This is a genomic window from Enterococcus sp. DIV0086 (genome assembly GCF_050498705.1).
In the GTDB taxonomy this organism is placed as follows: Bacteria; Bacillota; Bacilli; order Lactobacillales; family Enterococcaceae; genus Enterococcus; species Enterococcus faecalis.
Map to the genome: position 1 here is coordinate 2,738,909 of NZ_JBNIDN010000001.1, position 19,813 is coordinate 2,758,721.

Annotated in this window: 19 protein-coding genes, 1 tRNA gene, 4 pseudogenes and 1 other annotated feature; of the genes and pseudogenes, 16 read left to right on the forward strand and 8 right to left on the reverse strand. The window is 37.1% G+C overall.

Annotated elements, in window-relative coordinates; all coding sequences use genetic code 11:
- Nucleotides 1–7 precede the first annotated feature (7 nt).
- From IGI63_RS13230 to IGI63_RS13240, 3 genes are read right to left on the reverse strand one after another with little or no spacing between them, the layout of a single operon-like run.
- On the reverse strand, nucleotides 8–1,015 hold the full coding sequence (locus tag IGI63_RS13230) for an aldose epimerase family protein (protein ID WP_429975916.1): 1,008 nt from the start codon (nucleotides 1,013–1,015) through the stop codon (nucleotides 8–10).
- The gene (gene pgmB / locus IGI63_RS13235) at nucleotides 1,005–1,673 is read right to left on the reverse strand and encodes a beta-phosphoglucomutase (RefSeq protein ID WP_429975917.1); all 669 of its coding nucleotides are present in this window, start codon (nucleotides 1,671–1,673) and stop codon (nucleotides 1,005–1,007) included. Before pgmB ends, IGI63_RS13230 begins: the two co-directional genes overlap by 11 nt.
- A complete protein-coding gene (locus tag IGI63_RS13240) occupies nucleotides 1,666–3,960 on the reverse strand; it encodes a glycoside hydrolase family 65 protein (RefSeq protein WP_010823462.1) in 2,295 nt (764 codons plus the stop codon). The genes pgmB and IGI63_RS13240 overlap by 8 nt, the downstream gene beginning before the upstream one ends.
- A 280-nt stretch (nucleotides 3,961–4,240) precedes the next feature.
- Between IGI63_RS13240 and IGI63_RS13245 the strand changes: the two are divergent.
- Nucleotides 4,241–6,409, forward strand: a pseudogene (locus IGI63_RS13245) (PTS transporter subunit IIBC).
- 214 nt (nucleotides 6,410–6,623) lie between these two features.
- Nucleotides 6,624–7,448: a maltose 6'-phosphate phosphatase gene (mapP, locus tag IGI63_RS13250; RefSeq protein WP_429975918.1), complete on the forward strand. Its 825-nt coding sequence runs from the start codon at nucleotides 6,624–6,626 to the stop codon at nucleotides 7,446–7,448.
- 59 nt (nucleotides 7,449–7,507) lie between these two features.
- Here the strand turns inward: mapP and proC are convergent, their stop codons facing one another.
- On the reverse strand, nucleotides 7,508–8,323 hold the full coding sequence (proC, locus tag IGI63_RS13255) for a pyrroline-5-carboxylate reductase (protein WP_002363318.1): 816 nt from the start codon (nucleotides 8,321–8,323) through the stop codon (nucleotides 7,508–7,510).
- Nucleotides 8,324–8,449: 126 nt separating this feature from the next.
- Here proC and IGI63_RS13260 point away from each other — a divergent pair, with 126 nt between their 5' ends.
- Genes IGI63_RS13260 through IGI63_RS13270 form a run of 3 tightly spaced genes read left to right on the forward strand, consistent with a single transcriptional unit; the run spans nucleotide 8,450 to nucleotide 9,999 of the window.
- Complete coding sequence (locus tag IGI63_RS13260; RefSeq protein ID WP_429975919.1) at nucleotides 8,450–9,412, forward strand: helix-turn-helix domain-containing protein; 963 nt, start codon at nucleotides 8,450–8,452, stop codon at nucleotides 9,410–9,412.
- Nucleotides 9,393–9,692 carry a hypothetical protein gene (locus tag IGI63_RS13265; RefSeq protein ID WP_010820724.1) on the forward strand — a complete coding sequence of 100 codons (300 nt, stop codon included), beginning with the start codon at nucleotides 9,393–9,395 and terminating at the stop codon, nucleotides 9,690–9,692. Before IGI63_RS13260 ends, IGI63_RS13265 begins: the two co-directional genes overlap by 20 nt.
- On the forward strand, nucleotides 9,685–9,999 hold the full coding sequence (locus IGI63_RS13270) for a nucleotide pyrophosphohydrolase (protein WP_002363321.1): 315 nt from the start codon (nucleotides 9,685–9,687) through the stop codon (nucleotides 9,997–9,999). Before IGI63_RS13265 ends, IGI63_RS13270 begins: the two co-directional genes overlap by 8 nt.
- A 154-nt stretch (nucleotides 10,000–10,153) precedes the next feature.
- Here the strand turns inward: IGI63_RS13270 and IGI63_RS13275 are convergent.
- A pseudogene (locus tag IGI63_RS13275) lies at nucleotides 10,154–10,833 on the reverse strand (peptide ABC transporter permease).
- 38 nt (nucleotides 10,834–10,871) lie between these two features.
- Nucleotides 10,872–11,513: pseudogene (locus IGI63_RS13280) on the reverse strand (ATP-binding cassette domain-containing protein).
- A 497-nt stretch (nucleotides 11,514–12,010) separates the two neighbouring features.
- Between IGI63_RS13280 and IGI63_RS13285 the strand changes: the two are divergent.
- A pseudogene (locus IGI63_RS13285) lies at nucleotides 12,011–12,211 on the forward strand (MerR family transcriptional regulator); the annotation flags it as partial.
- Nucleotides 12,212–12,355: 144 nt separating this feature from the next.
- Nucleotides 12,356–12,787 carry a VOC family protein gene (locus tag IGI63_RS13290; protein ID WP_002368197.1) on the forward strand — a complete coding sequence of 144 codons (432 nt, stop codon included), beginning with the start codon at nucleotides 12,356–12,358 and terminating at the stop codon, nucleotides 12,785–12,787.
- Between the two features lie 430 nt (nucleotides 12,788–13,217).
- Here IGI63_RS13290 and IGI63_RS13295 read toward each other — a convergent pair.
- Nucleotides 13,218–13,291: transfer RNA gene (locus tag IGI63_RS13295), tRNA-Arg, on the reverse strand.
- Between the two features lie 172 nt (nucleotides 13,292–13,463).
- Nucleotides 13,464–13,539 (forward strand) — a sequence feature (ribosomal protein L21 leader region).
- A gap of 19 nt (nucleotides 13,540–13,558) precedes the next feature.
- Between IGI63_RS13295 and rplU the strand changes: the two genes are divergently transcribed.
- From rplU to psiE, 4 genes are all read left to right on the forward strand, one after another.
- Nucleotides 13,559–13,867, forward strand: a complete 309-nt coding sequence (rplU, locus tag IGI63_RS13300) for a 50S ribosomal protein L21 (RefSeq protein WP_002355866.1) — start codon at nucleotides 13,559–13,561, stop codon at nucleotides 13,865–13,867.
- 32 nt (nucleotides 13,868–13,899) lie between these two features.
- Entirely contained in the window at nucleotides 13,900–14,244 is a 345-nt protein-coding gene (locus IGI63_RS13305; RefSeq protein WP_002355867.1) for a ribosomal-processing cysteine protease Prp, read from the forward strand.
- Between the two features lie 12 nt (nucleotides 14,245–14,256).
- Nucleotides 14,257–14,544, forward strand: a complete 288-nt coding sequence (gene rpmA / locus IGI63_RS13310; RefSeq protein WP_002355868.1) for a 50S ribosomal protein L27 — start codon at nucleotides 14,257–14,259, stop codon at nucleotides 14,542–14,544.
- Between the two features lie 199 nt (nucleotides 14,545–14,743).
- On the forward strand, nucleotides 14,744–15,196 hold the full coding sequence (gene psiE, locus IGI63_RS13315) for a phosphate-starvation-inducible protein PsiE (protein ID WP_002355869.1): 453 nt from the start codon (nucleotides 14,744–14,746) through the stop codon (nucleotides 15,194–15,196).
- Nucleotides 15,197–15,266: 70 nt separating this feature from the next.
- Here the strand turns inward: psiE and IGI63_RS13320 are convergent, their stop codons facing one another.
- Nucleotides 15,267–16,082 carry a metallophosphoesterase gene (locus tag IGI63_RS13320; RefSeq protein WP_002363393.1) on the reverse strand — a complete coding sequence of 272 codons (816 nt, stop codon included), beginning with the start codon at nucleotides 16,080–16,082 and terminating at the stop codon, nucleotides 15,267–15,269.
- Nucleotides 16,083–16,253: 171 nt separating this feature from the next.
- On the opposite strand from IGI63_RS13320, the gene IGI63_RS13325 reads away from it, so the two are divergent.
- The 5 genes from IGI63_RS13325 (at nucleotide 16,254) to IGI63_RS13345 (ending at nucleotide 19,810) form a co-directional block, all read left to right on the forward strand.
- The gene (locus tag IGI63_RS13325) at nucleotides 16,254–17,318 is read left to right on the forward strand and encodes a M24 family metallopeptidase (protein WP_002391500.1); all 1,065 of its coding nucleotides are present in this window, start codon (nucleotides 16,254–16,256) and stop codon (nucleotides 17,316–17,318) included.
- A gap of 13 nt (nucleotides 17,319–17,331) precedes the next feature.
- Nucleotides 17,332–17,652: a MazG nucleotide pyrophosphohydrolase domain-containing protein gene (locus IGI63_RS13330; RefSeq protein ID WP_002355872.1), complete on the forward strand. Its 321-nt coding sequence runs from the start codon at nucleotides 17,332–17,334 to the stop codon at nucleotides 17,650–17,652.
- Between the two features lie 332 nt (nucleotides 17,653–17,984).
- Nucleotides 17,985–18,416 carry an Asp23/Gls24 family envelope stress response protein gene (locus IGI63_RS13335; RefSeq protein WP_002355874.1) on the forward strand — a complete coding sequence of 144 codons (432 nt, stop codon included), beginning with the start codon at nucleotides 17,985–17,987 and terminating at the stop codon, nucleotides 18,414–18,416.
- Nucleotides 18,409–18,861 (forward strand): transcription antitermination factor NusB, encoded by a 453-nt coding sequence (gene nusB / locus IGI63_RS13340; RefSeq protein WP_002355875.1) that lies wholly within the window; start codon nucleotides 18,409–18,411, stop codon nucleotides 18,859–18,861. The genes IGI63_RS13335 and nusB overlap by 8 nt, the downstream gene beginning before the upstream one ends.
- Before the next feature lie 103 nt (nucleotides 18,862–18,964).
- Nucleotides 18,965–19,810: a bifunctional methylenetetrahydrofolate dehydrogenase/methenyltetrahydrofolate cyclohydrolase gene (locus IGI63_RS13345; RefSeq protein ID WP_002355876.1), complete on the forward strand. Its 846-nt coding sequence runs from the start codon at nucleotides 18,965–18,967 to the stop codon at nucleotides 19,808–19,810.
- Nucleotides 19,811–19,813: the final 3 nt, after the last annotated feature.

Sequence of the window (19,813 nt, forward strand, 5' to 3'; positions counted from 1 at the left end):
TTAGTGATTATAGAAGGTTAAATTGATAAACCGTTTGGTAGGTTTGCTTTTTATTAGCTGGTAATAAAATAGAGCCCCACTGAGGATGATGAACAATGTCTGGATACTCTTGTGGTTCAATTGCTAAGCCATAGTTTGAATGCATCGCTTGTCCATTAATAGAAAATGGAGCCTCAAAACCAGTCGTAGAAAATAATACCATACTTTGGTTCGTTGTTGCTATCGTCATTTTTCTTCCAGAAGTAGGTTCTTGTAAGCATAATTGTGGCTGTCTTAAGTCAGAGCCAACTAAGGGGAAAACATCATCTAACCCGGTTGGATAGGGTTGGAGGATTGTTTCGATAGGTGTCAGTTCATTAAAACGTATGGATAGTTCAGAAGCTGGTAAAATCCGTCCAGTAGGCAGCTTATTATCGTCTAATTCTAACATACCTTGACAGTTCAAAGATAGCAAATGTGACAGAATGTCTAACTTTCCATCGCCAGATAAATTAAAGTAGGCGTGGTTTGTAGGATTAAAAAGTGTTTCCTGTTTACTCCGTCCAGTACTGATCATTCGTAAATGATTATCCTCTAGCTGATAAGTGATGGTGGCCTCAATTGGTCCGGGATAGCCAGAAAGGGTGTCGGTTAAATGAAAAGCAACGCCAATGATATCCTTTTTTTCAAAGGGCTCGACTGTCCAATATTGAAAAGACCACCCCTTTGAGCCACCATGGATATGATGACCGTCGCTATTTTGTTCTAATATTCCATTTTGCCAATGGCCATTACGAATGCGTCCAGCAACTGGTCCAACAGTGGCGCCAAAAAAGCTTTGATCCTTTAATACATCTTGATACGAATCATACGATAAAAGGATATTTTCCCAATGATTATTTTTATTTGGCATCAAAAGTTTATGGAGGCGCGCGCCATAATTGAGAAGAACGACTTCTAAAAAGTCGTTCTTCAAAGTAATTTTTTTTAAGTTTGTGTTTGGAATATCGGTTACGGTGATACGATTATCCTTCATGATCAAGCCACACTTTTTTTAAGTAATCAAACGTTAAAGAGCTCGTCTCTGGCACGATGGGCAACCCTTCGCCTAACTCTTCTTTGCGGCCAACGCCAACAGGTTGCGCTCCGCTAGCAAGAATCGCTTGAATCCCAGCTTTGGCATCTTCAATGCCAAGACATTCTGCTGGTGTCAAATCAATTTCTTTCGCAGCTAAAATGAAAATATCTGGAGCGGGTTTACCTGCCTGGACGTCTGCTGGATTAGCAATGGCATCAAAAAGGGGTGTCAATTGCATTTTTTCTAAAAGAAAAGGCCCATTTTTACTTGCAGAAGCCAAGGCGATTTTAATATTGGCTTCACGTAATTCCGTTAATAAAGAAAGAATTCCTGGATAGACATCTTCAGGCGTAATTGCTTGGATCATTTCCAAGTAATAATCGTTTTTCCGTTGCGCTAACTGGGCAAATTCTTCAGAAGAAAACGTGCCTTCTTTTTTTCCGTATTTTAACAGTAACTGCAGAGAATCTTCACGGCTTACACCTTTCAATTGTTCGTTGAAAACACGGTCAATGGAAATTCCAATTTCGTTCCCTAATTTTTTCCAAGCGTGGTAATGAAATTCTGCTGTATCAGTAATAACGCCATCTAAATCAAACAAAACGCCTTTAAACATGAACTTCTTCCTTTCTGATCGGTAAAACTAATCGATCTTTTAATGTGTATTTTTGATCGTAAACAGTTAATGGAATTGCAGGGCCGTCGAGTAAAGTGAAGGCCACTTGGTCTGCTGCAACTTCAACAAATAGTAAACGATTCCGATAATTAATGTGGAATGAGTAGGCTGTCCAAGTCGCTGGTAAAAAGGGTGCAAATTTTAGTTGTTGATGGTCCGTTTTCATTTGGGCAAAACCTTGCACAATCGCTAGCCAACTACCAGTCATTGAGGTAATGTGTAAGCCATCTTCTGTATCATTATTGTAATTATCTAAGTCAAGGCGCGCTGTTCGTTGATACATTTCCACTGCTTTTTCTTCCATGCCTAATTCAGCAGCTAACACAGCATGAATGCTTGGTGAAAGAGAAGATTCATGGACAGTCATTGGTTCGTAAAAGTTAAAGTTCCGGCGTTTTTCTTCTAAAGAAAAGGCATCATTGAAGAAATAAATTCCTTGAAGAACATCGGCTTGTTTAATGAAACAAGACCGTAAAATTTTATCCCATGACCAATGTTGATTTAAAGGCAGCTCACTAAGTGGTAAATCAGAAACAGGCATTAAATCTTTATCTAAGAAAGTGTCATGTTGTACAAAAATGCCTAATTCGTTATCCACTGGGAAGTACATATTTTCTACAATGTCTGCCCATTTAGCTAATTCGTCGTCTGCAATTTTGAGCGTTGTTTCTTCTTGGAATTTTAAATAAGACTCACGGGTGTAACGTAGAACCCACGCAGCGATGGTATTGGTATACCAGTTATTGTTGATATTATTTTCATATTCATTTGGCCCCGTTACGCCATGAATCATATATTGGTTATGACGTTGGGAGAAGTGGACCCGATCTGCCCAAAAACGAGCGATTGCCACAAGCACTTCTAGACCAGCATCTTTTAGATAATCTTCGTCTCCTGTATAGTTGACATAATTATAAATCGCATAAGCAATCGCACCATTTCTGTGAATCTCTTCAAAAGTGATTTCCCACTCATTATGACATTCGACACCAGTAAAAGTAACCATTGGGTAAAGCGCACCCTTTAACCCTTGTTGTTGGGCATTATGAATGGCTTGAGGCAATTGATTGTGGCGATATTTCAGTAGATTTTTAGTAACTTCGGGCTTAGCCAACGCCAAGTAAAGTGGGACAGCATATGCTTCAGTATCCCAATATGTGGCACCACCATATTTTTCGCCCGTAAAGCCTTTTGGTCCGATATTTAAACGATCGTCTTCGCCATAGTAGGTTGAGAAAAGTTGGAAAAGATTAAAACGGATGCCTTGTTGGGCTTCGTCATCTCCTTCAATAACAACATCAGCTAATTGCCAACGTTTTGCCCAAGCGGCAGCTTGCCCAGCTTTTGCTTCAGGGTACAAGGTGGTCATTTCTGAAAATAATTCGTTTACTCGTGTGATTTGTTGCGTTTCTGGCACATCACGACTGGTAACGACAAGCACTTCTTTTGTGATAGCGGTCGTTTCGCCTTCGTTTAAAGACACCGTCAATTCTGCGGTTAAAGCCAAGGGCTGTTGTGTATATGTAGGCACAACAGAGGCTCCATCGATGAAATGGCGCATGCCTGCAGTCACTGTAAAACGCTCTATTTCAAAGTTGTTAGGAATGGTCTTAGTTGTAACAAAGCCAAGTGTTTCTTGTGTTTCAATAGCTCTTTCTTCCCAAAAATGTTCTTCATAATTGCTGTCTTCATTTTGAACATCGCCATCCAATTTTGAGTGAAGAGTGATTGTGCCTGTACCTTCCAGCATTTCAATTGTTAAGTGGATGTAAGCTGCCTCTTTTTTTTCTAAGCTTAAAAAACGTTCAAAAGAGAAGCGCACTTTGTTCTTCGGTGTTTGGATGGTGAATTGCCGAGAAAGGACCCCATTTTGCATGTCTAATTCTAAAGAAAAATCTTCGTAAGGTGTAGTGGCTAAATCAATTGTTTGTCCATCAATTTGTAAGTCCATTGCGATGAAATTAATTGCGTTAATCACTTTACCAAAATATTCAGGATAACCATTTTTCCACCAACCAACACGTGTTTTGTCTGGATACCAAACACCTGCTAAATAGGTTCCTTGATGGTGGTCGCCAGAATAGTGTTCTTCAAAATTTCCCCGCATCCCCATATAGCCGTTGCCAATGCTTGTTAATGATTCTTGTAAACGTAAATTTTCTTTATCTAAGTGTGTAGTACGGATTTTCCAAGGATCAATTTGGAATAAACGTTTGATTTGTTTCATGAGAATCCCCCTCAGTGATTTTATTGATAGGTCTATCATAAACGCAACCGATTGCATTAGTCAATAGTCAATGCTTAAAAAGTGTAATCTTATGAATAAAAGCTGAAACAAAGGTAGGATAGAAGGAGCTTTATTTGCTTTATTAAAAGACAAAATAAAAAAGGATTAAGTAGTAGGGAGTTGTTTTCCACAATATTTTTGAAATTAAAGCATTTACAAAAAGGAAACAGGAGTATATAATGGCAACATAACGAAACCGATTGCGTAAGGAGTGGCAGGAATGAAAAAAATGTTTAGTTTTGAGTTTTGGCAAAAATTCGGGAAAGCTTTAATGGTCGTTGTGGCAGTAATGCCCGCAGCGGGTTTAATGATTAGTATTGGGAAATCGCTTCCCTTAATCGATCCTAATTTAGGCTTGTTAGTAACAACAGGCGGAGTTCTGGAGAGTATCGGTTGGGCAATTATTGGCAACTTACATTTACTATTTGCGTTAGCAATAGGTGGCAGTTGGGCCAAAGATCGTGCAGGTGGCGCATTTGCAGCGGGGATTTCTTTTGTTTTAATCAACCGTATTACTGGAGCCATTTTTGGTGTAACAAATGAAATGTTGGCTGATGAACAAGCTTTCACGCATACCTTATTTGGCACCAAGATTATGGTGAAGGGATTCTTTACAAGTGTCTTAGAAGCTCCGGCATTAAATATGGGTGTTTTTGTAGGGATTATTGCTGGTTTTGTCGGTGCGATGGCTTACAACAAGTATTACAATTATCGGAAATTACCAGATGCGCTATCATTTTTTTATGGTAAACGGTTTGTCCCATTTGTCGTTATTTTGTGGTCAACAATTGTCTCAATTGCATTAGCACTTATTTGGCCAAATATTCAAGCGGGAATTAATAATTTTGGGTTATGGATTGCGCAATCTCAAGATAGTGCACCTATTTTAGCGCCATTCTTATATGGAACGTTGGAACGTTTGTTATTACCTTTTGGGTTACATCATATGTTGACGATTCCAATCAACTATACACAATTAGGTGGAACGTATGAAATTTTATCTGGCGCACAAGCTGGAACCCAAGTCTTTGGTCAAGATCCTTTATGGTTGGCTTGGGCAACAGACTTAGTGAATCTTAAAGGCGCTGGTGATATGAGCAAGTATCAGTTTGTCTTAGAAAATTGGACACCAGCTCGATTCAAAGTAGGCCAAATGATTGGTTCTTCAGGGATTTTAATGGGGATGGCTTTGGCGATGTATCGTAATGTCGATGCAGATAAAAAAGCTAAATATAAATCAATGTATTTTTCTGCTGCTTTAGCTGTTTTCTTAACTGGTGTGACAGAGCCGCTAGAATTCATGTTTATGTTTGCTGCAGTGCCGCTTTATGTGATTTATGCCGTGATCCAAGGTGCTGCTTTTGCAATGGCTGATATTTTACCATTGCGTGTGCATTCGTTTGGAAATATTGAATTGTTAACAAGAACACCGCTAGCAATAAAAGCTGGTTTAGGTGGCGATTTAATCAATTTTGTTTTAATGGTCATCATTTTTGGTGTTGTCACTTATTTCTTAGCGAATTTCTTAATTAAAAAATTTAATTACGCAACACCTGGAAGAAATGGAAACTACGACAATGATAACGGCGAAGAAATCGCATCTGGCGCGGCTGGTTGAGGTGTCGTCGATCAGCAAATCGCGCAAATTGTCTACTTACTTGGTGGTAAACAAAATATCAAAGAAGTTGATGCGTGTATGACACGCTTACGTGTCAGTGTAAAGGATCGAGAAAAAGTCGGTTCGGAAGAGGCGTGGAAACGGGCAGGCGCAATGGGCTTGATTGTGAAAGATAATGGCGTTCAAGCCGTTTATGGACCAAAAGCCGATGTTTTAAAATCCGATATTGAAGATTTACTAGCTTCCGGCGTTGACATTCCAGAACCAGTTATAGCAGAAAGTACAACAGGAGTGCCAACAACGAATTTCTTAGGCAAGAAAAAAAATTTCGTGGCTGTAGCGACAGGGGAAGTTATTCCAATGGCGCAAGTCAATGATCCTGTCTTTTCACAAAAAATGATGGGGGATGGATTTGCAGTTAAGCCTCTAGAAGGAGAGGTGGCGGCACCAATTTCGGGGAAAGTCCTAAGTGTTTTCCCAAGCAAACATGCGATTGGGCTACAAACAGAAGAAGGTATTGAAGTACTTGTCCATATGGGAATTGATACAGTTGAAATGGCAACACCTGCTTTTGAATCTTTTGTTAAAGAAGGACAATCATTGAAAGCTGGGACGAAACTAGCTAAAATGAACTTGGATGTGATTGAACAAGCTGGCAAAGAAACAACGATTATTGTCGCTTTTACAAACAGCGACAAAGTGGAACAAGTAGTTATTAATCAACTAGGAACCACCACTGCGGGAACTGTGATCGGACAGATTGAAATTTAAATGATTAGGTATGAGGTCGGGACAGAACCGTTTAACTCCGAGAAATAAGAAGGAATTTCCGGAAATTGCTTTTTAATTTTTGGATAATTTCGGCTTATTTCCGAAGGAGTTGGTTCTGTTCCCGCCGTTTATCAGGTTTTGCGCGTGAAGCAAAAATCCAAAGTGATTTTTGTCCCACTCACAGACCTAATAACATGTAAGAGAAGGGGAAAAGATGAATCTTTTAACAATCAATACTCATAGCTGGTTAGAAGAAGAACCATTAAAAAAATTAGAGGAGATTGCCAAGGTGATTTTATCTTCTGAAAGTGAAATAATTGCCTTACAAGAAGTGAATCAGAAAGTCGCTTCCAAGAAAGTGCCGTTAGAACAGTTAACTACTTTTTGTCCCATAGCGACCCAAACGCCGATCCATGAAGATAATTTTGCATATCTAATCGTTCAATATCTAGCTGAAAAAGGCCAATACTATTATTGGAGTTGGGAAATGAGCCACGTTGGTTACGCTATTTATGAAGAAGGGAACGCACTACTTTCGAAATGTCCGTTGACTAGTGAAGCTCTCCTTATTTCAGAAAGCCAAGAACCAACGAATTATCGAACAAGAAAAATCTTAGTAGCGGAGACAGAGAGTTCAAAAGGTACGCTTACTGTTGTCTCTGGTCACTTTTCTTGGTGGGAAACACCCTGTACAGGTTTTGCCTATGAATGGCTACAACTAGAGAAATACTTAGCGATGGGGCAACAACCGTTAGTCATTTTAGGCGATTTAAACAACCCAGCTGGTACAACTGGCTATCAATTAGTGGAAAATAGTTACTTGCCGATTCAAGATGCATTTGTTGTAGCGGGAGAGACAAGCGGTGAAGCTACAGTAGAGAAAAAAATAGATGGCTGGGAAGAAAATGAAGCAGCCTTGCGGATTGACTACGCATTTGTTCCAAAACAGTGGCACGTACGAAAATATGAAGTAATTTTTGATGGTAGGAAAACACCGATAGTCAGTGATCATTTTGGCTTACTCATTCAACTAAAATAAGAAAAAGCGCTGAATTTTCAGCGCTTTTTCTTATTTATTCGCTCATGTAATTATTCTTATCAGTCTTGTTTGGCTAATTCTTGATCCCGAAGGATGGTGGCCTCAATCCCTTTGATGACTGTTGAAATAAACGCATTGTTTTCTAATTCGACAATCCCAGCAACCGTGGTTCCACCAGGAGAACTGACTTGGTCGATTAAAGTCCAAGGATTCTCTGTGCTATTTGCCAAAGTTTGAGCGCTGCCTAGTACAGCTTGTGTGGCAATTTCTAAGGCTAACTCTTTGTTCATACCATTTTTAACGGCTGCTCGGGCAATCGAATCAATAAATAAGAAAGCATACGCAGGAGTGCTACCTGCAATAGCAGTAAAAATCGAAAAATACTGTTCCTCTAATTCCCAAGCTTGGCCAACTGCTCGAAACAATGATAAAACAGTCTGGATGTCTTCAGGGGATGCAAAAGCGTTGCCACAAACAGCTGCTGCACCCGCGCCAATCAACGCATTCATATTGGGCATCACACGAACAAGACGAAGCGGTTGGGTAGTCTCAAACAGTTGATACAATTCTGCAATAGTCGTACCTGCTGCAATGGAAACAATTAACGGTTGCTTGTCTAAAATTGCTTCTTTTGCTTCAAGTAAAGCCGCTTGAACGAATTGCGGTTTCACCGCTAAAATAACTAAGTCAGCTACTGTAATAGCTTCTTGAGGCGAAGCAACCGCGTGTGCACCAATTTCTTGTGCAAAAGCGGCGGTTTTTTCGACTTGAATATCATAAAAATAAAGGTTTTCTGCGGCAATAAATTGCTTTTTTAGTGCACCTTTGGCAATAGCGGATGCCATATTTCCAGCACCGATAAAACTAATTTTCATAAAAAATTCCTCCTAAAAACTGTTGAATCTCTTTTTTCGTGTTACCATGTATCTAGTATAGAAGGAAACGCCAAAGAAAAAAATAGAGGGAGTAAAGTAAAAAGTGTTGGATTATGAGGTGATTAATTGGCAAGCAAAGAAGAGCAATATGCAGCATTTTATCAGTTTTTAGAGACCTTAGATTGTTATTTAACCACTACCAATGCTCTTGAGAATGAAATAGCGCAATTTAAGGAAAATCCGCATCGAGAAATTGCGGGCTTTATGTTGGCATCTTCGGAAACAATTGACGTTCCGAAAGGATTTATTCGGATGCTCTATTGTTTAGAGCAAGATGGCAATGCTTATTTGGATCAACAAAGGTGTTCGTTTTCGGCTGGCCAAGTCATGATTGTCAATGAGGCCACCTCGGTTAGCTATCAGGGGCAAGGAATGTCTATGATTATATTTTATTTTAAAAAGCACTATTTTCTTGATACGCTCTTAAATCAGCTGGCGGAAGAACCAGTCATGTATCGTTTTTTTACAGAAATTGCTAGCAGTGAATTTGAAAACATTCCTCGATATTTCGTTTTTGCCAGCCAGCCAAATTCGGATGTCCACGTCTATTCGCTATTATTACTGAAACAAATTGTGAAAATGGCCTATTTTAATAATAAAGTGACCAAAGCGGCCTTTGTTTTGCTAGTGGTGGAACTAGGTCAACTGCCTAGAGAAGCTTTAAAGATGCAAGATAATTATTTGTCGAATCATCAACGTATTGAGGTGATTTTAGCGTATATTGAGCAACAGATTGCGCATGTCACTTTAGCAGAAGTCGCCGCTAAATTTCATTTTCATCCGAATTACTTATCGAATTTTTTAAAAGAAAAAACAAACAAAACGTTTACGGAAATTGTCTTAGCCTACCGAATCCAATTGGCGAAAAACTACTTGAAGCAAACAGATTTATCGATTCAAACGATTGTTGAACGAATCGGCTATCAAGACAAAGCCTTTTTTTATAAACGTTTTAAAGAAGAAATGGGCATGACCCCAAAACAATATCGACAGAAAGAGGGAATGGCAGATGTACGAAGAAGTCTTTGAAGAATTTCATTTAACTGTAGTAGAATTACCAATCGAATTCGTTGATGATTTGCCTGTCTATCGCGGACACTTAAAAGAATTAACGTTTCTTTCAGCGGAAGCCTCTTCACGAAAAAAACTCTACCAACAGCTTTTACAGGCTTATTTGTTGTATAGAGAAGAGAATCAAGCAGTTGTTGAAGAGGAAGAAATAACCTCCTCATTACTGTCTACAGAGCAGTTATTAAAATACTATGATGGTGAAACGTTCGATGGGTTTCAGTTGCCATCAAATGAATAAGAAAGCAGGGGAACAGATGGATACAATGGCAAAAATTAATCAATTTCGTGATGAAAGAAATTGGCGCCCCCACCATAATGAAAAAGATTTGGCGCTCTCAATTTGTTTAGAAGCAGCAGAATTGTTAGAACTTTTTCAATGGAAAACAGCAGAAGAAGGCATCAAACAAGAAGAACGAATCAAAGAAGAATTGGCTGATGTTCTCATTTACTCCTACATGATGGCTGATAATTTAGGGTTTGATTTGGACGAAATTATCGAAGAAAAGTTGAAGAAAAATGCGGTGAAATATCCAGTGCCACACTAAGAAGCTTGTATTTTGATTACACGCCCCAAAGTTTAGAAAAATATCAGTTTGGGGCGTATCAAAATTGATACTTTTTTAGTTTCAACTAGTTGTATTTGATTTAATCTATTGTCTCGAATAAGTAGATGAATCCTATCTGCGAAGTGGGTGTCGTTTATACTCCTAGTCTTAGCCAACGTTTATTATTTACCCTTGCAATAGCCAGCGCAATGACTGTTAGAACTATAATATACAAGATAATCAATAAATTGTGGTCAAAACTAATTGAGTTTTCTGAGCCTTCTAAAAAATTCTGGACGTTTAGATATAATTCGTTTGAAGCATCAAATATTGCAAAAAAACGTAAAAATCCACCAATTGCAACAAAAAGTACTGTTGTAATCCAATAGAGTATGCTAAAACCGATAGATAAAAGAACGTTAGCAGATAAAAAACTGATCAACGCAACAATTAAAATATACTGAATTGAAATCATCGATAATAAAAAAAACATTTGCAGAATTACAGAAAAATCCATAAAAATAAAGGAAACGATAAATAACAGAACTAGAATACTGCCTAGGGTCTCTACCGTAAGTGTCAAAACTTTTTTATATAAAAAGTAAGGCTATTGGTATTCATCATACGATAAAATAAAATTGTTTTTCCTGAGTACTCTTTATTAATAAAGAAAGAGACTAGAAACGAAAACATTAGAAAGCCAAATTGTGTAAATACAGTATATGTACTAAATAAGTATTCTCGGTAACTTAACCTAGTTACTTTATCGATGCCAATAGGTAGAATCCATCCCATTGCAAAGATTGCAACGATAATTGCAATTAAAATAATCATTATTTTGTTGGAAATCGTTTTTTTTTAATTCCAAAATTTCACCCCTCAATATACTTCTGAATAACTTCAGTTTGATTAGTAAAACGAATCATTTTGAAATCTTCAATTAAGTAATAGTTGCCTTTTAAATTTTTTAAATCTGATAAATTGTGTGTGATGTTTAGAATAATTTTTTTAGGATGATTTTTTATATATGCAAGTAGAAATAGATAGATTTCATTAATTGTCTGTTTATCTAAGGCGTTGGTAATTTCATCTAATACAATAATTGATTTATCTTCCAGAAAAAAAGAAAGTAATTTTAGTTTTTATTTTTGTCCATCACTTAATTGTCCAATTAAGGAAGTTTTAGAAATATTTGTAGCGTGCAAAGAATGAGCCAAGTGTGCGACTGAATCTAAACCAAATCTTTTCTCTAGAAGAATAAATAATTCGCAGACTTTTAAATCGTTAGGGACATTAGAAAAGCTTGAAATAATCGTAACATTTTTACTTATTTCAGAAGGGATTAAACCACTTCGGTTTAACAATAAATCCTTAGCAAATTGTGATTTCCCTACACCGTTTTTCCCTAAGATATGATTAATCACCCCTTTTCTAAATGAAACTTTTGTATGTTCTAAAAGTAATTTATTATTTATTTTCAATGTGTAATCATTTAGTTCTAACAACTTAGTCACCTCACACAAACCAACTAATGACTGTTTCAATGACCAATAACAAACTAATTGCTTGTATTAGCTTTACAATCAAGTGATTTTTTCTTTTATTTTCTAATTCATCTACACTGAATAACGTGATTAAAACTTTATAACCATCAGAGTTTAACACAGGAACTAGATTCCATATAAACGCATATGAAAAAAATGAATGAACTGTCGAGTATTTTATTTTTCAAAAATAAGAGATTGATGACCTGAATAAAGTTAATGGTTAGATGATTTCATTTCGATTGCCTTTTAGTAAATTAAAGATTATAAAATCCTAATTTTAAGAAGGTATACTAATCGTATCAACTGTTTTGGTAAATGTAAAGGAGATTTTTAGAAAATAACAAGAGAAAGATCACGGGAATATTCAAATAAAATAGAAGTGTATGAATAGAAACTTTTTCATTGACTTTCACATGGTGTCAAGGTTTATGATAAGAATATCAATTGAATGAAAAGGAGACTCTATGTATCAAATTGGGCAATTTGCCAAGTTAATGGATATTTCCCCACGGATGCTGCGTCATTATGAAAAAGCAGGAATTTTTGTTCCAAATGAAATTGATAAAAAAACAGGATATCGCTATTATAGCGCACATCAAATTCCTTTATTGAAACAAATTTTACTGTTAAGAGATTCAGGGTTTAAAGTTGAAGAGATGGCAGAAACTTTGAGAAAACTTAAGGATGCTTCTTTTTTGGAAACTATTTTGTTAAGAAAACGAGATCAATCGCGACATTTAATTCAAATGGAGGAGCAAAAGATTAAAAAAATTAATCAACAGTTAGTAGCTTTGAAGGAGGAAAAACAAATGATTAAAGGGACAGAAATCGATTTTATTGTTAGTGATAGCCTTAAGGCGCTTGCCTTATATAAAAAGGTGTTTGAAATAGAGGTAGTAGAAGCAACTGAGTATCCTGTCGGAATGAATGAAGCGGTTTTTCAACTTTATGGCACGAGGTTTCACATGTTAGATGCCAATGAAGAATATGGTTTAAAATCACCAACCCAAGAACATCCCAATACTATCTGGTTTAATATAACAGTAGAAAATATTGAAGAGACACATCAACTGGCAATGGAAAACGGTTGTCAAGAAGTACAGCCTATTACTGAAATGATGGAAGGAGCGCTCAAAAATTCATTGTTTATTGATCCGTATGGGTACATGTGGATGCTCCACCAAATCTATCAAGAGTTGAGTTTTGATGAGCGGATTGAGATTTTAGAAAACGAGCTGTAAAAATCAATATTCTTGTGTTTGTTTAACTAGTTATCTGAAAAGAACGTAACGTTTGTCAACTAAGCGTTACGTTCTTTTTTATGCATGTTAACAGAAATTAGTTAAAAAGATAGAGATTTGAACGTATCCTGAATACTATGATATGCGTTTTGCTTATGGAAATGTGTCTATTGCTAAATTTCTAGCAAGTTCACGTTCTGACAGGCAACTAAAAAAGACCAGTATGTATGCGAATCGTCATGATTGGTGGGTTACAAGCAACGAGGGTTCTTCTGATGATGGCTCCGGTGACAGTTTCGGAGGTGGGAGTTTTGGCGGAGGTGGAGGTACTTCAAGTTGGTAGAAAGTTAAACTAGGTTAGGATGAACTTGGGATAACAAAAGCGCCTCTTAGAAACCAGGGTTTCTAAGAGGCGCTTTTGTTATCGTTACGTCACAGGAGGGATTCGAACCCCCGACCGTCCGCTTAGAAGGCGGATGCTCTATCCTGCTGAGCTACTATGACAATAGTTGTAACACAACAAAGCTAATTATAATGGAAGTAGTGTTAGAAAGTCAATCGGAAATTTAAATAACAGAAGAAGTTTTTTTGGAGAGAGAAAGTGAAGAAAATAGAGAGTTTATATTGACGAGGTTTTCTGGTTCTGTTATTATAGTTAGTGTTGTAATTGTGGTCTCCACAGCTACAACCGCACAGAACAAGTTTTTAAGCATGAGTAATCATCACTTGGGATGGCGAGTCTAAGTCTAGAAGAAGGAGGTGCTGTATAGCATGTACGCAATTATCAAAACTGGTGGTAAACAAGTGAAAGTTGAAGTAGGTCAAGCAATCTACGTTGAAAAATTAAACGTTGAGGCTGGCGAGAAAGTTGTTTTTGACGAAGTTATCTTAGTAGGTGGCGAATCTACAAAAGTTGGTGCGCCAACTGTTGCAGGCGCAACTGTTGAAGGAACTGTTGAAAAACACGGCAAACAAAAGAAAGTCGTGACTTTCCAATACAAACCTAAAAAACACTCTCACCGTAAACAAGGTCACCGTCAACCGTATACAAAAGTTATGATCGAAGCAATCAACGCTTAATCTCTCTTGTTGACAGGAAAGAAGGCCTATCAATGATTAAAGGTTCTTTTAAACGAACAGGCTCCGGCCGAATCGTTTCATTTGAATTAACCGGGCATGCTGAAGCAGGTCCTTATGGCAGCGATGTGGTTTGCGCGGCAGTTTCTGCCTTAGCAATTAGCACAGTCAATGGAATTGATGCCTTAGCAGGTTTTGAACCGATTGTCGAAGTTGATGATGTAGAAGGTGGCTACCTTTATGTCGAGATGTTAACAACTGTCAATCAGGAACAAAAAAATATTGCCCAAATTCTATTAGAAAATCTTTTATTAGGTTTACAATCAATAGAGAACGAAAATACTGAATTTATTCAAATAAAAACAATCACTGAGAAATAGGAGGTGCAGACTATGTTATTGACTATGAATTTACAATTATTTGCCCATAAAAAAGGTGGCGGTTCTACATCAAACGGCCGTGACTCTGAATCTAAACGATTAGGCGCTAAAAGTGCTGATGGCCAAACAGTTACAGGTGGTTCAATTTTATACCGTCAACGCGGAACTAAAATTTATCCAGGTGTGAACGTTGGAATCGGTGGCGACGATACGTTATTTGCAAAAGTTGACGGTGTGGTACGTTTCGAACGTAAAGGCCGCGACAAAAAACAAGTATCAGTTTATCCAGTAGCTAACTAATACGATTAAAAAGCTGAATCTCCGGATTCAGCTTTTTTTGTCTTGCATAAAGGGTTAGCCGGAAAATAAAGAAACATCTCAAAATAAAAAAAATCTCACATTGGGTTTAACTGCTTGTCTGACAAGGTTAATTGATGATATATTTAATGTAATAACAAGCATGTTATAAAATAATTGAGTCAAAAGAAAGAAGGGTATTATGCAGAAGAATTTTAGTGTAGTAAAGAAGTACGTGAATTTGATTTTGGATATTGTATTAGGGATTTTAGGAGTTTTCTTATTAGTATTTATGGCTAGTTATTTAGTTGACCTCGCTACATATCTCATGAAGCCAATGACGCCGGATAATTTTTCAGTTATCATGCAAGAAATTATTTCATTCTTTATGTTATTTGAGTTTATTATGATGATTCTTCGCTATATTCAAGAAGGACACCATATTCCGATTCGTTATTTGATTTTAATTTGTTTAACCGCAATTTTACGTCAATTAATGGTTGCACATGGCGATGGCTTGCAGACTTTATTGTTATCTTTATCAATTCTTTTACTAGTGGTTGTGCTATTTATTCTCGGGTTAAATGGCAGCAAATTTTATACGCTAGGAAAAGCGAAAGTAGAAGAAGATCACGAGCAAGATTTTCATCATTAATCGAACATAATCAAAGACCGTCCAACGTGAGAATTTTTCTCTAACGTGGGGCGGTCTTTTTAATGCATAGTTAAATAGTTAACTCAATCAGTTCAATCGTTGGTAAGACACCAAAGCGTGCGCTGATTTTAGTGGTTCCGATTCCTGGGTGAACAATTAGCGGCGTTTCATCTTCTAAATGATAAAGCCCATGTGTATATTTTTTAGCAAGCTGATTTTTGTAAGTGAAAAAAGGCAAGCGAATCTGTCCGCCGTGACTATGTCCTGCTAAAATGAGGTCAATGTTTTTGTTGACTGCTGAGTCTGCGACATCTGGCTCATGGGTTAGTAGCAGAGTGGGCGTTCCAGTAGGGCGGTTGACTAAAGCTGCAGCTAAGTCGGTTTGTCCATATAACGAATCTTCTAAACCAGCGACGTACAAGGAGATACGGTGTGAGACAGGCAGTAATTTGCCCGTGTTTTTTAGTACGGTAAAGTCGGCAGCTTCTAAGATTGTTTCGTAAAAATTGGTATCTAACCCGCTATACTCGTGGTTGCCATAAATAGCGAATTTGCCATAAGGGGCGTTAATTTTACGGAAAAGTTGACTAACTTCATCCTGAATTTCGATACCGAAACGGGCATAATCATCAAATAAGTCTCCTGTAAAAACGACTATGTCTGGTTGTAATGTATTTGTTTTTTCAACAATCTGTTTTAAGGCCTTCACAGAATAATTCTTTTTTAAATGAATATCAGAGAGTTGAACAATCCGTAAGGTTTTCCCTGATTCTGTTACTTTAATTTGATTTTTGTGTATGACTAAGCATTTAGGTTCAATAAAAAAACTATAGCTTAAAATGCCGATAATAATGAAAAATAGTGCCAGAAATAAATAAACGTTCATAATTTCCTCCTTGAAGTCGCTAAAGTAGTTTACTACAAAAGTGTTAAGCAAAAAATAAGGAAAGGTAAAATTTTCAGTAAACTTTCTCGATGAAGTTTTTTGGTGATTCATGCTTTTCTGAAGTAAATTTGCTATAATGAAAAATGAGAAAAAAGAAAGAAGGTCGAACCAATGATGGCAAGAGTCGAAAAGCTACGGGAGTTAATGAAAGAAAATAATTTACAAGGATTTTTAGTGACAAGTCCGTATAATTTACGTTATTTAACCAATTTTACTGGGACAACAGGCTTGGCAATGATTACATTAGATAAAGCTTTTTTTGTAACGGATTTTCGTTATACGGAACAAGCTGCGGAACAAGCAACTGGTTTTACTATCGTTAAAAACACAGGACATATTTTTGACGAAGTAGCAGATTTAGCTGAACGTTTGCAATTAGATAATTTAGCTTTTGAAGAAACGCAAGTTAGTTTCGCTGATTATAGCTTATTGGAAGAAATTTTACCATGTGAATTAGTTCCTGTAATGGGTTTGATTGAAGAATTAAGAGAAGTGAAAGATGAAGAAGAAGTAGCGATTATTGAAAAAGCGTGTGCCATCGCGGATCAAGGATTTGCCTTTGTCTTAGAGATGATTAAACCTGGAATGACAGAGATTGAAGTGGCTAATCAATTAGATTTCTTCATGCGGTCAAAAGGAGCCAGTGGTGTTTCTTTTGAGACAATTGTGGCCAGCGGTCTACGTTCGGCGATGCCACATGGTGTTGCTAGCCATAAAGTCATCGAAAAAGGTGAGTTAATCACTTTAGATTTCGGTTGTTATTATGAAGGCTATGTTTCTGATATGACACGGACATTTGCCATTGGTAGTATTCAGCCAAAACTAAAAGAAATTTATGACATTGTTTTAGAAGCACAATTAAAAGTGTTAGCAGAAGCTAAACCTGGGTTGACGGGCATTCAATTAGATGCGATTGCACGGGATCATATTGCTTCCTATGGCTATGGCGATGCGTTTGGTCACAGCACTGGTCATGGCATTGGGTTAGAAATTCATGAAGGACCAAATGTTTCATTCCGAGCAGATAAACAGTTTGTACCAGGGAATGTGATTACGGACGAACCTGGAATTTATTTGCCAGGAATTGGTGGCGTGCGTATTGAGGACGATTTATTGATTACTGCTGAAGGTAATCGTGTATTAACACATGCGCCAAAAGAATTAATCATTTTATAAAGGTTGGGAGAACATGGATATCCAAGAGTATCAGCGGTTTATTAGTGCGTTTTATAAAAAACGTAACTGGTATCAATATGATCCGTTTATTCGTTCCAACTTTTTAACAGAAGAAGTCGGCGAAGTTTGTCGGGCCATTCGGACAATTGAAATTGGCCGTGATCGACCGGATGAAACAGTTTTGGCGGATGAAGAGAATCTGGAAAATTTAACGGAAGAGTTAGGCGATGTGTTGGATAATTTATTTATTTTAGCCGATAAATATGACATCTCTTTAGAAATGATTATGCAAAAGCATCGGACGAAACTAATGGAACGTTATCCTGAAGAATAAAGATGTAAAAATAAGAAAGCCAAAATTACTTGGTCTTTCTTATTTTTACGTCTAAAGGCTTGAATTAGAAATTTATGACAAGAAATTATCTGTTCTTTTAGTTAGAACTTAGCTTTTCTGGTAGCGAAATAGGCTAATTAATGATAAACTAAGAACGAGTATTGATAAGCAAAATTTGGACGTTCTTTCACAACTAACTGAAGAAACCAGTGTTGTTTTAATTTTTAAGAATCATCCGTTGCTTAAAAGAGAATCCTTAAGAGACTTAGTGATTCATCAAATAAATCGTTTATTTAACGATTTTGTGCGTAATAGATAAGGAGGACAACCAAATGTCAGAAGAAAAAAATCTTGTAATCAATGCAAACGATTCTTTAGGAGAAATCGTGATCGCTCCTGAAGTCATTGAAGTAATTATCGGAATCGCTGCTTCAAAAGTAGAGGGCGTTTATGGGATGCGTGGCACGTTTGCCAATAATGTGAATGAATTATTAGGCCGTGCAGCACACGGCAAAGGTGTATATTTACGAACAGAAGAAGAAGGCTTAAAAGTCGATATCTATTGTTACTTGAACTACGGTGTTTCTGTGCCAAAAGTTGCATTAGAAATGCAAGACCGTGTGAAACAACAAGTCTTATTTATGACAGATATTGATTTAGTTGAAGTGAATATTCATGTTGTAGCGGTAGTACCTGAAAAAATCCCTCAACCAGACTTAAATGAATTATTCCCAGAAGATGAAGATGGAGAAGAGAATGAGTAAAACAGAATTAACCCGTCACGAGATTCGTGAAAAAGCGCTCCAAGCCCTTTTTCCTTTAGATTTTAATGCTGATTTAACCAAACAAGATGCCATTGATTATGCATTGGCTTATGATAATCGGGAAATCGTCAGTGAAGATGGCGAAGACCTAGTCCCTACGTATTTAGATTTACTTGTCGGCGGTGTGTGTAGCCGCAAAGCAGAACTAGACGAAGTGATTACGAACCATTTAGGTAATAACTGGTCTATGCAACGCTTAGCAAAAATAGATATTGTTATTTTACGTTTAGCTATTTTTGAAATGCTATACGTTTCAGATGTGCCAAACATTGTGGCATTAAATGAAGCCGTCGAGTTAAGTAAAAAATACAGCGACGACCGTTCACGTAAATTTGTTAATGGTGTGTTATCAAATGTAATGAAAGAAATTGATTCAGAGGCGTAAGCTCTGAATCTTTTTTTACTATCTAACTGGTGTTAAGATACTGGGTTATATGCTAAAATAAATACTATTAAAGAAGTAAAGAAACAATAGAGGGAGCGAAGGAATGAGTACAGTAATTAACGGTCGTGAATTAGCAGATCAAATGCAAGCAGAGATTCAAAAAGATGTAGAAAAGATGACACAACAAGGCATCCAACCAGGATTAGTTGTTTTATTAGTTGGGGAAAATCCTGCCAGCCAAACGTATGTGAGAAATAAAGAACGTGCAGCAGCCAAAATTGGCATTCTGTCAAAGGTCGAAAAACTACCAGAAACTATTTCAGAAGAAGAATTATTGGCTGAGATTGACAAATATAATCAAGATTCACGCTTTCATGGCATTCTTGTACAACTACCTTTGCCAAAACATATTGATGAAGAAAAGATTTTATTAGCGATTGATCCCAAAAAAGATGTAGATGGGTTCCATCCAATGAATTTAGGCCGTTTGTTTGTAGGCAAACCTGAAATGATTCCTTGCACGCCGTATGGAATTATGAAGATGTTTGAAGCCTATGATATTGATTTAACAGGTAAACGTGCGGTGGTTATTGGTCGAAGCAATATTGTTGGCAAGCCAATGGCACAATTATTGTTAATGAAAAATGCGACCGTGACGATTGCCCATTCTAAAACTGAACATTTAGCAGAAGTTGCAAAAGAAGCGGATATTTTAGTTGTAGCAATTGGACGCGGGCATTTTGTCACCAAAGAGTTCGTGAAACCAGGTGCGGTAGTGATTGATGTGGGTATGAATCGCAATCAAGAAGGAAAACTGATTGGTGATGTAGCATTCGATGAAGTTTCTGAAATTGCAAGCTATATCACACCAGTTCCCAAAGGTGTTGGCCCAATGACGATTACCATGTTAATGTATCAAACAGTCGAGGCAGCAAAAAAACAAAAGTAAGGT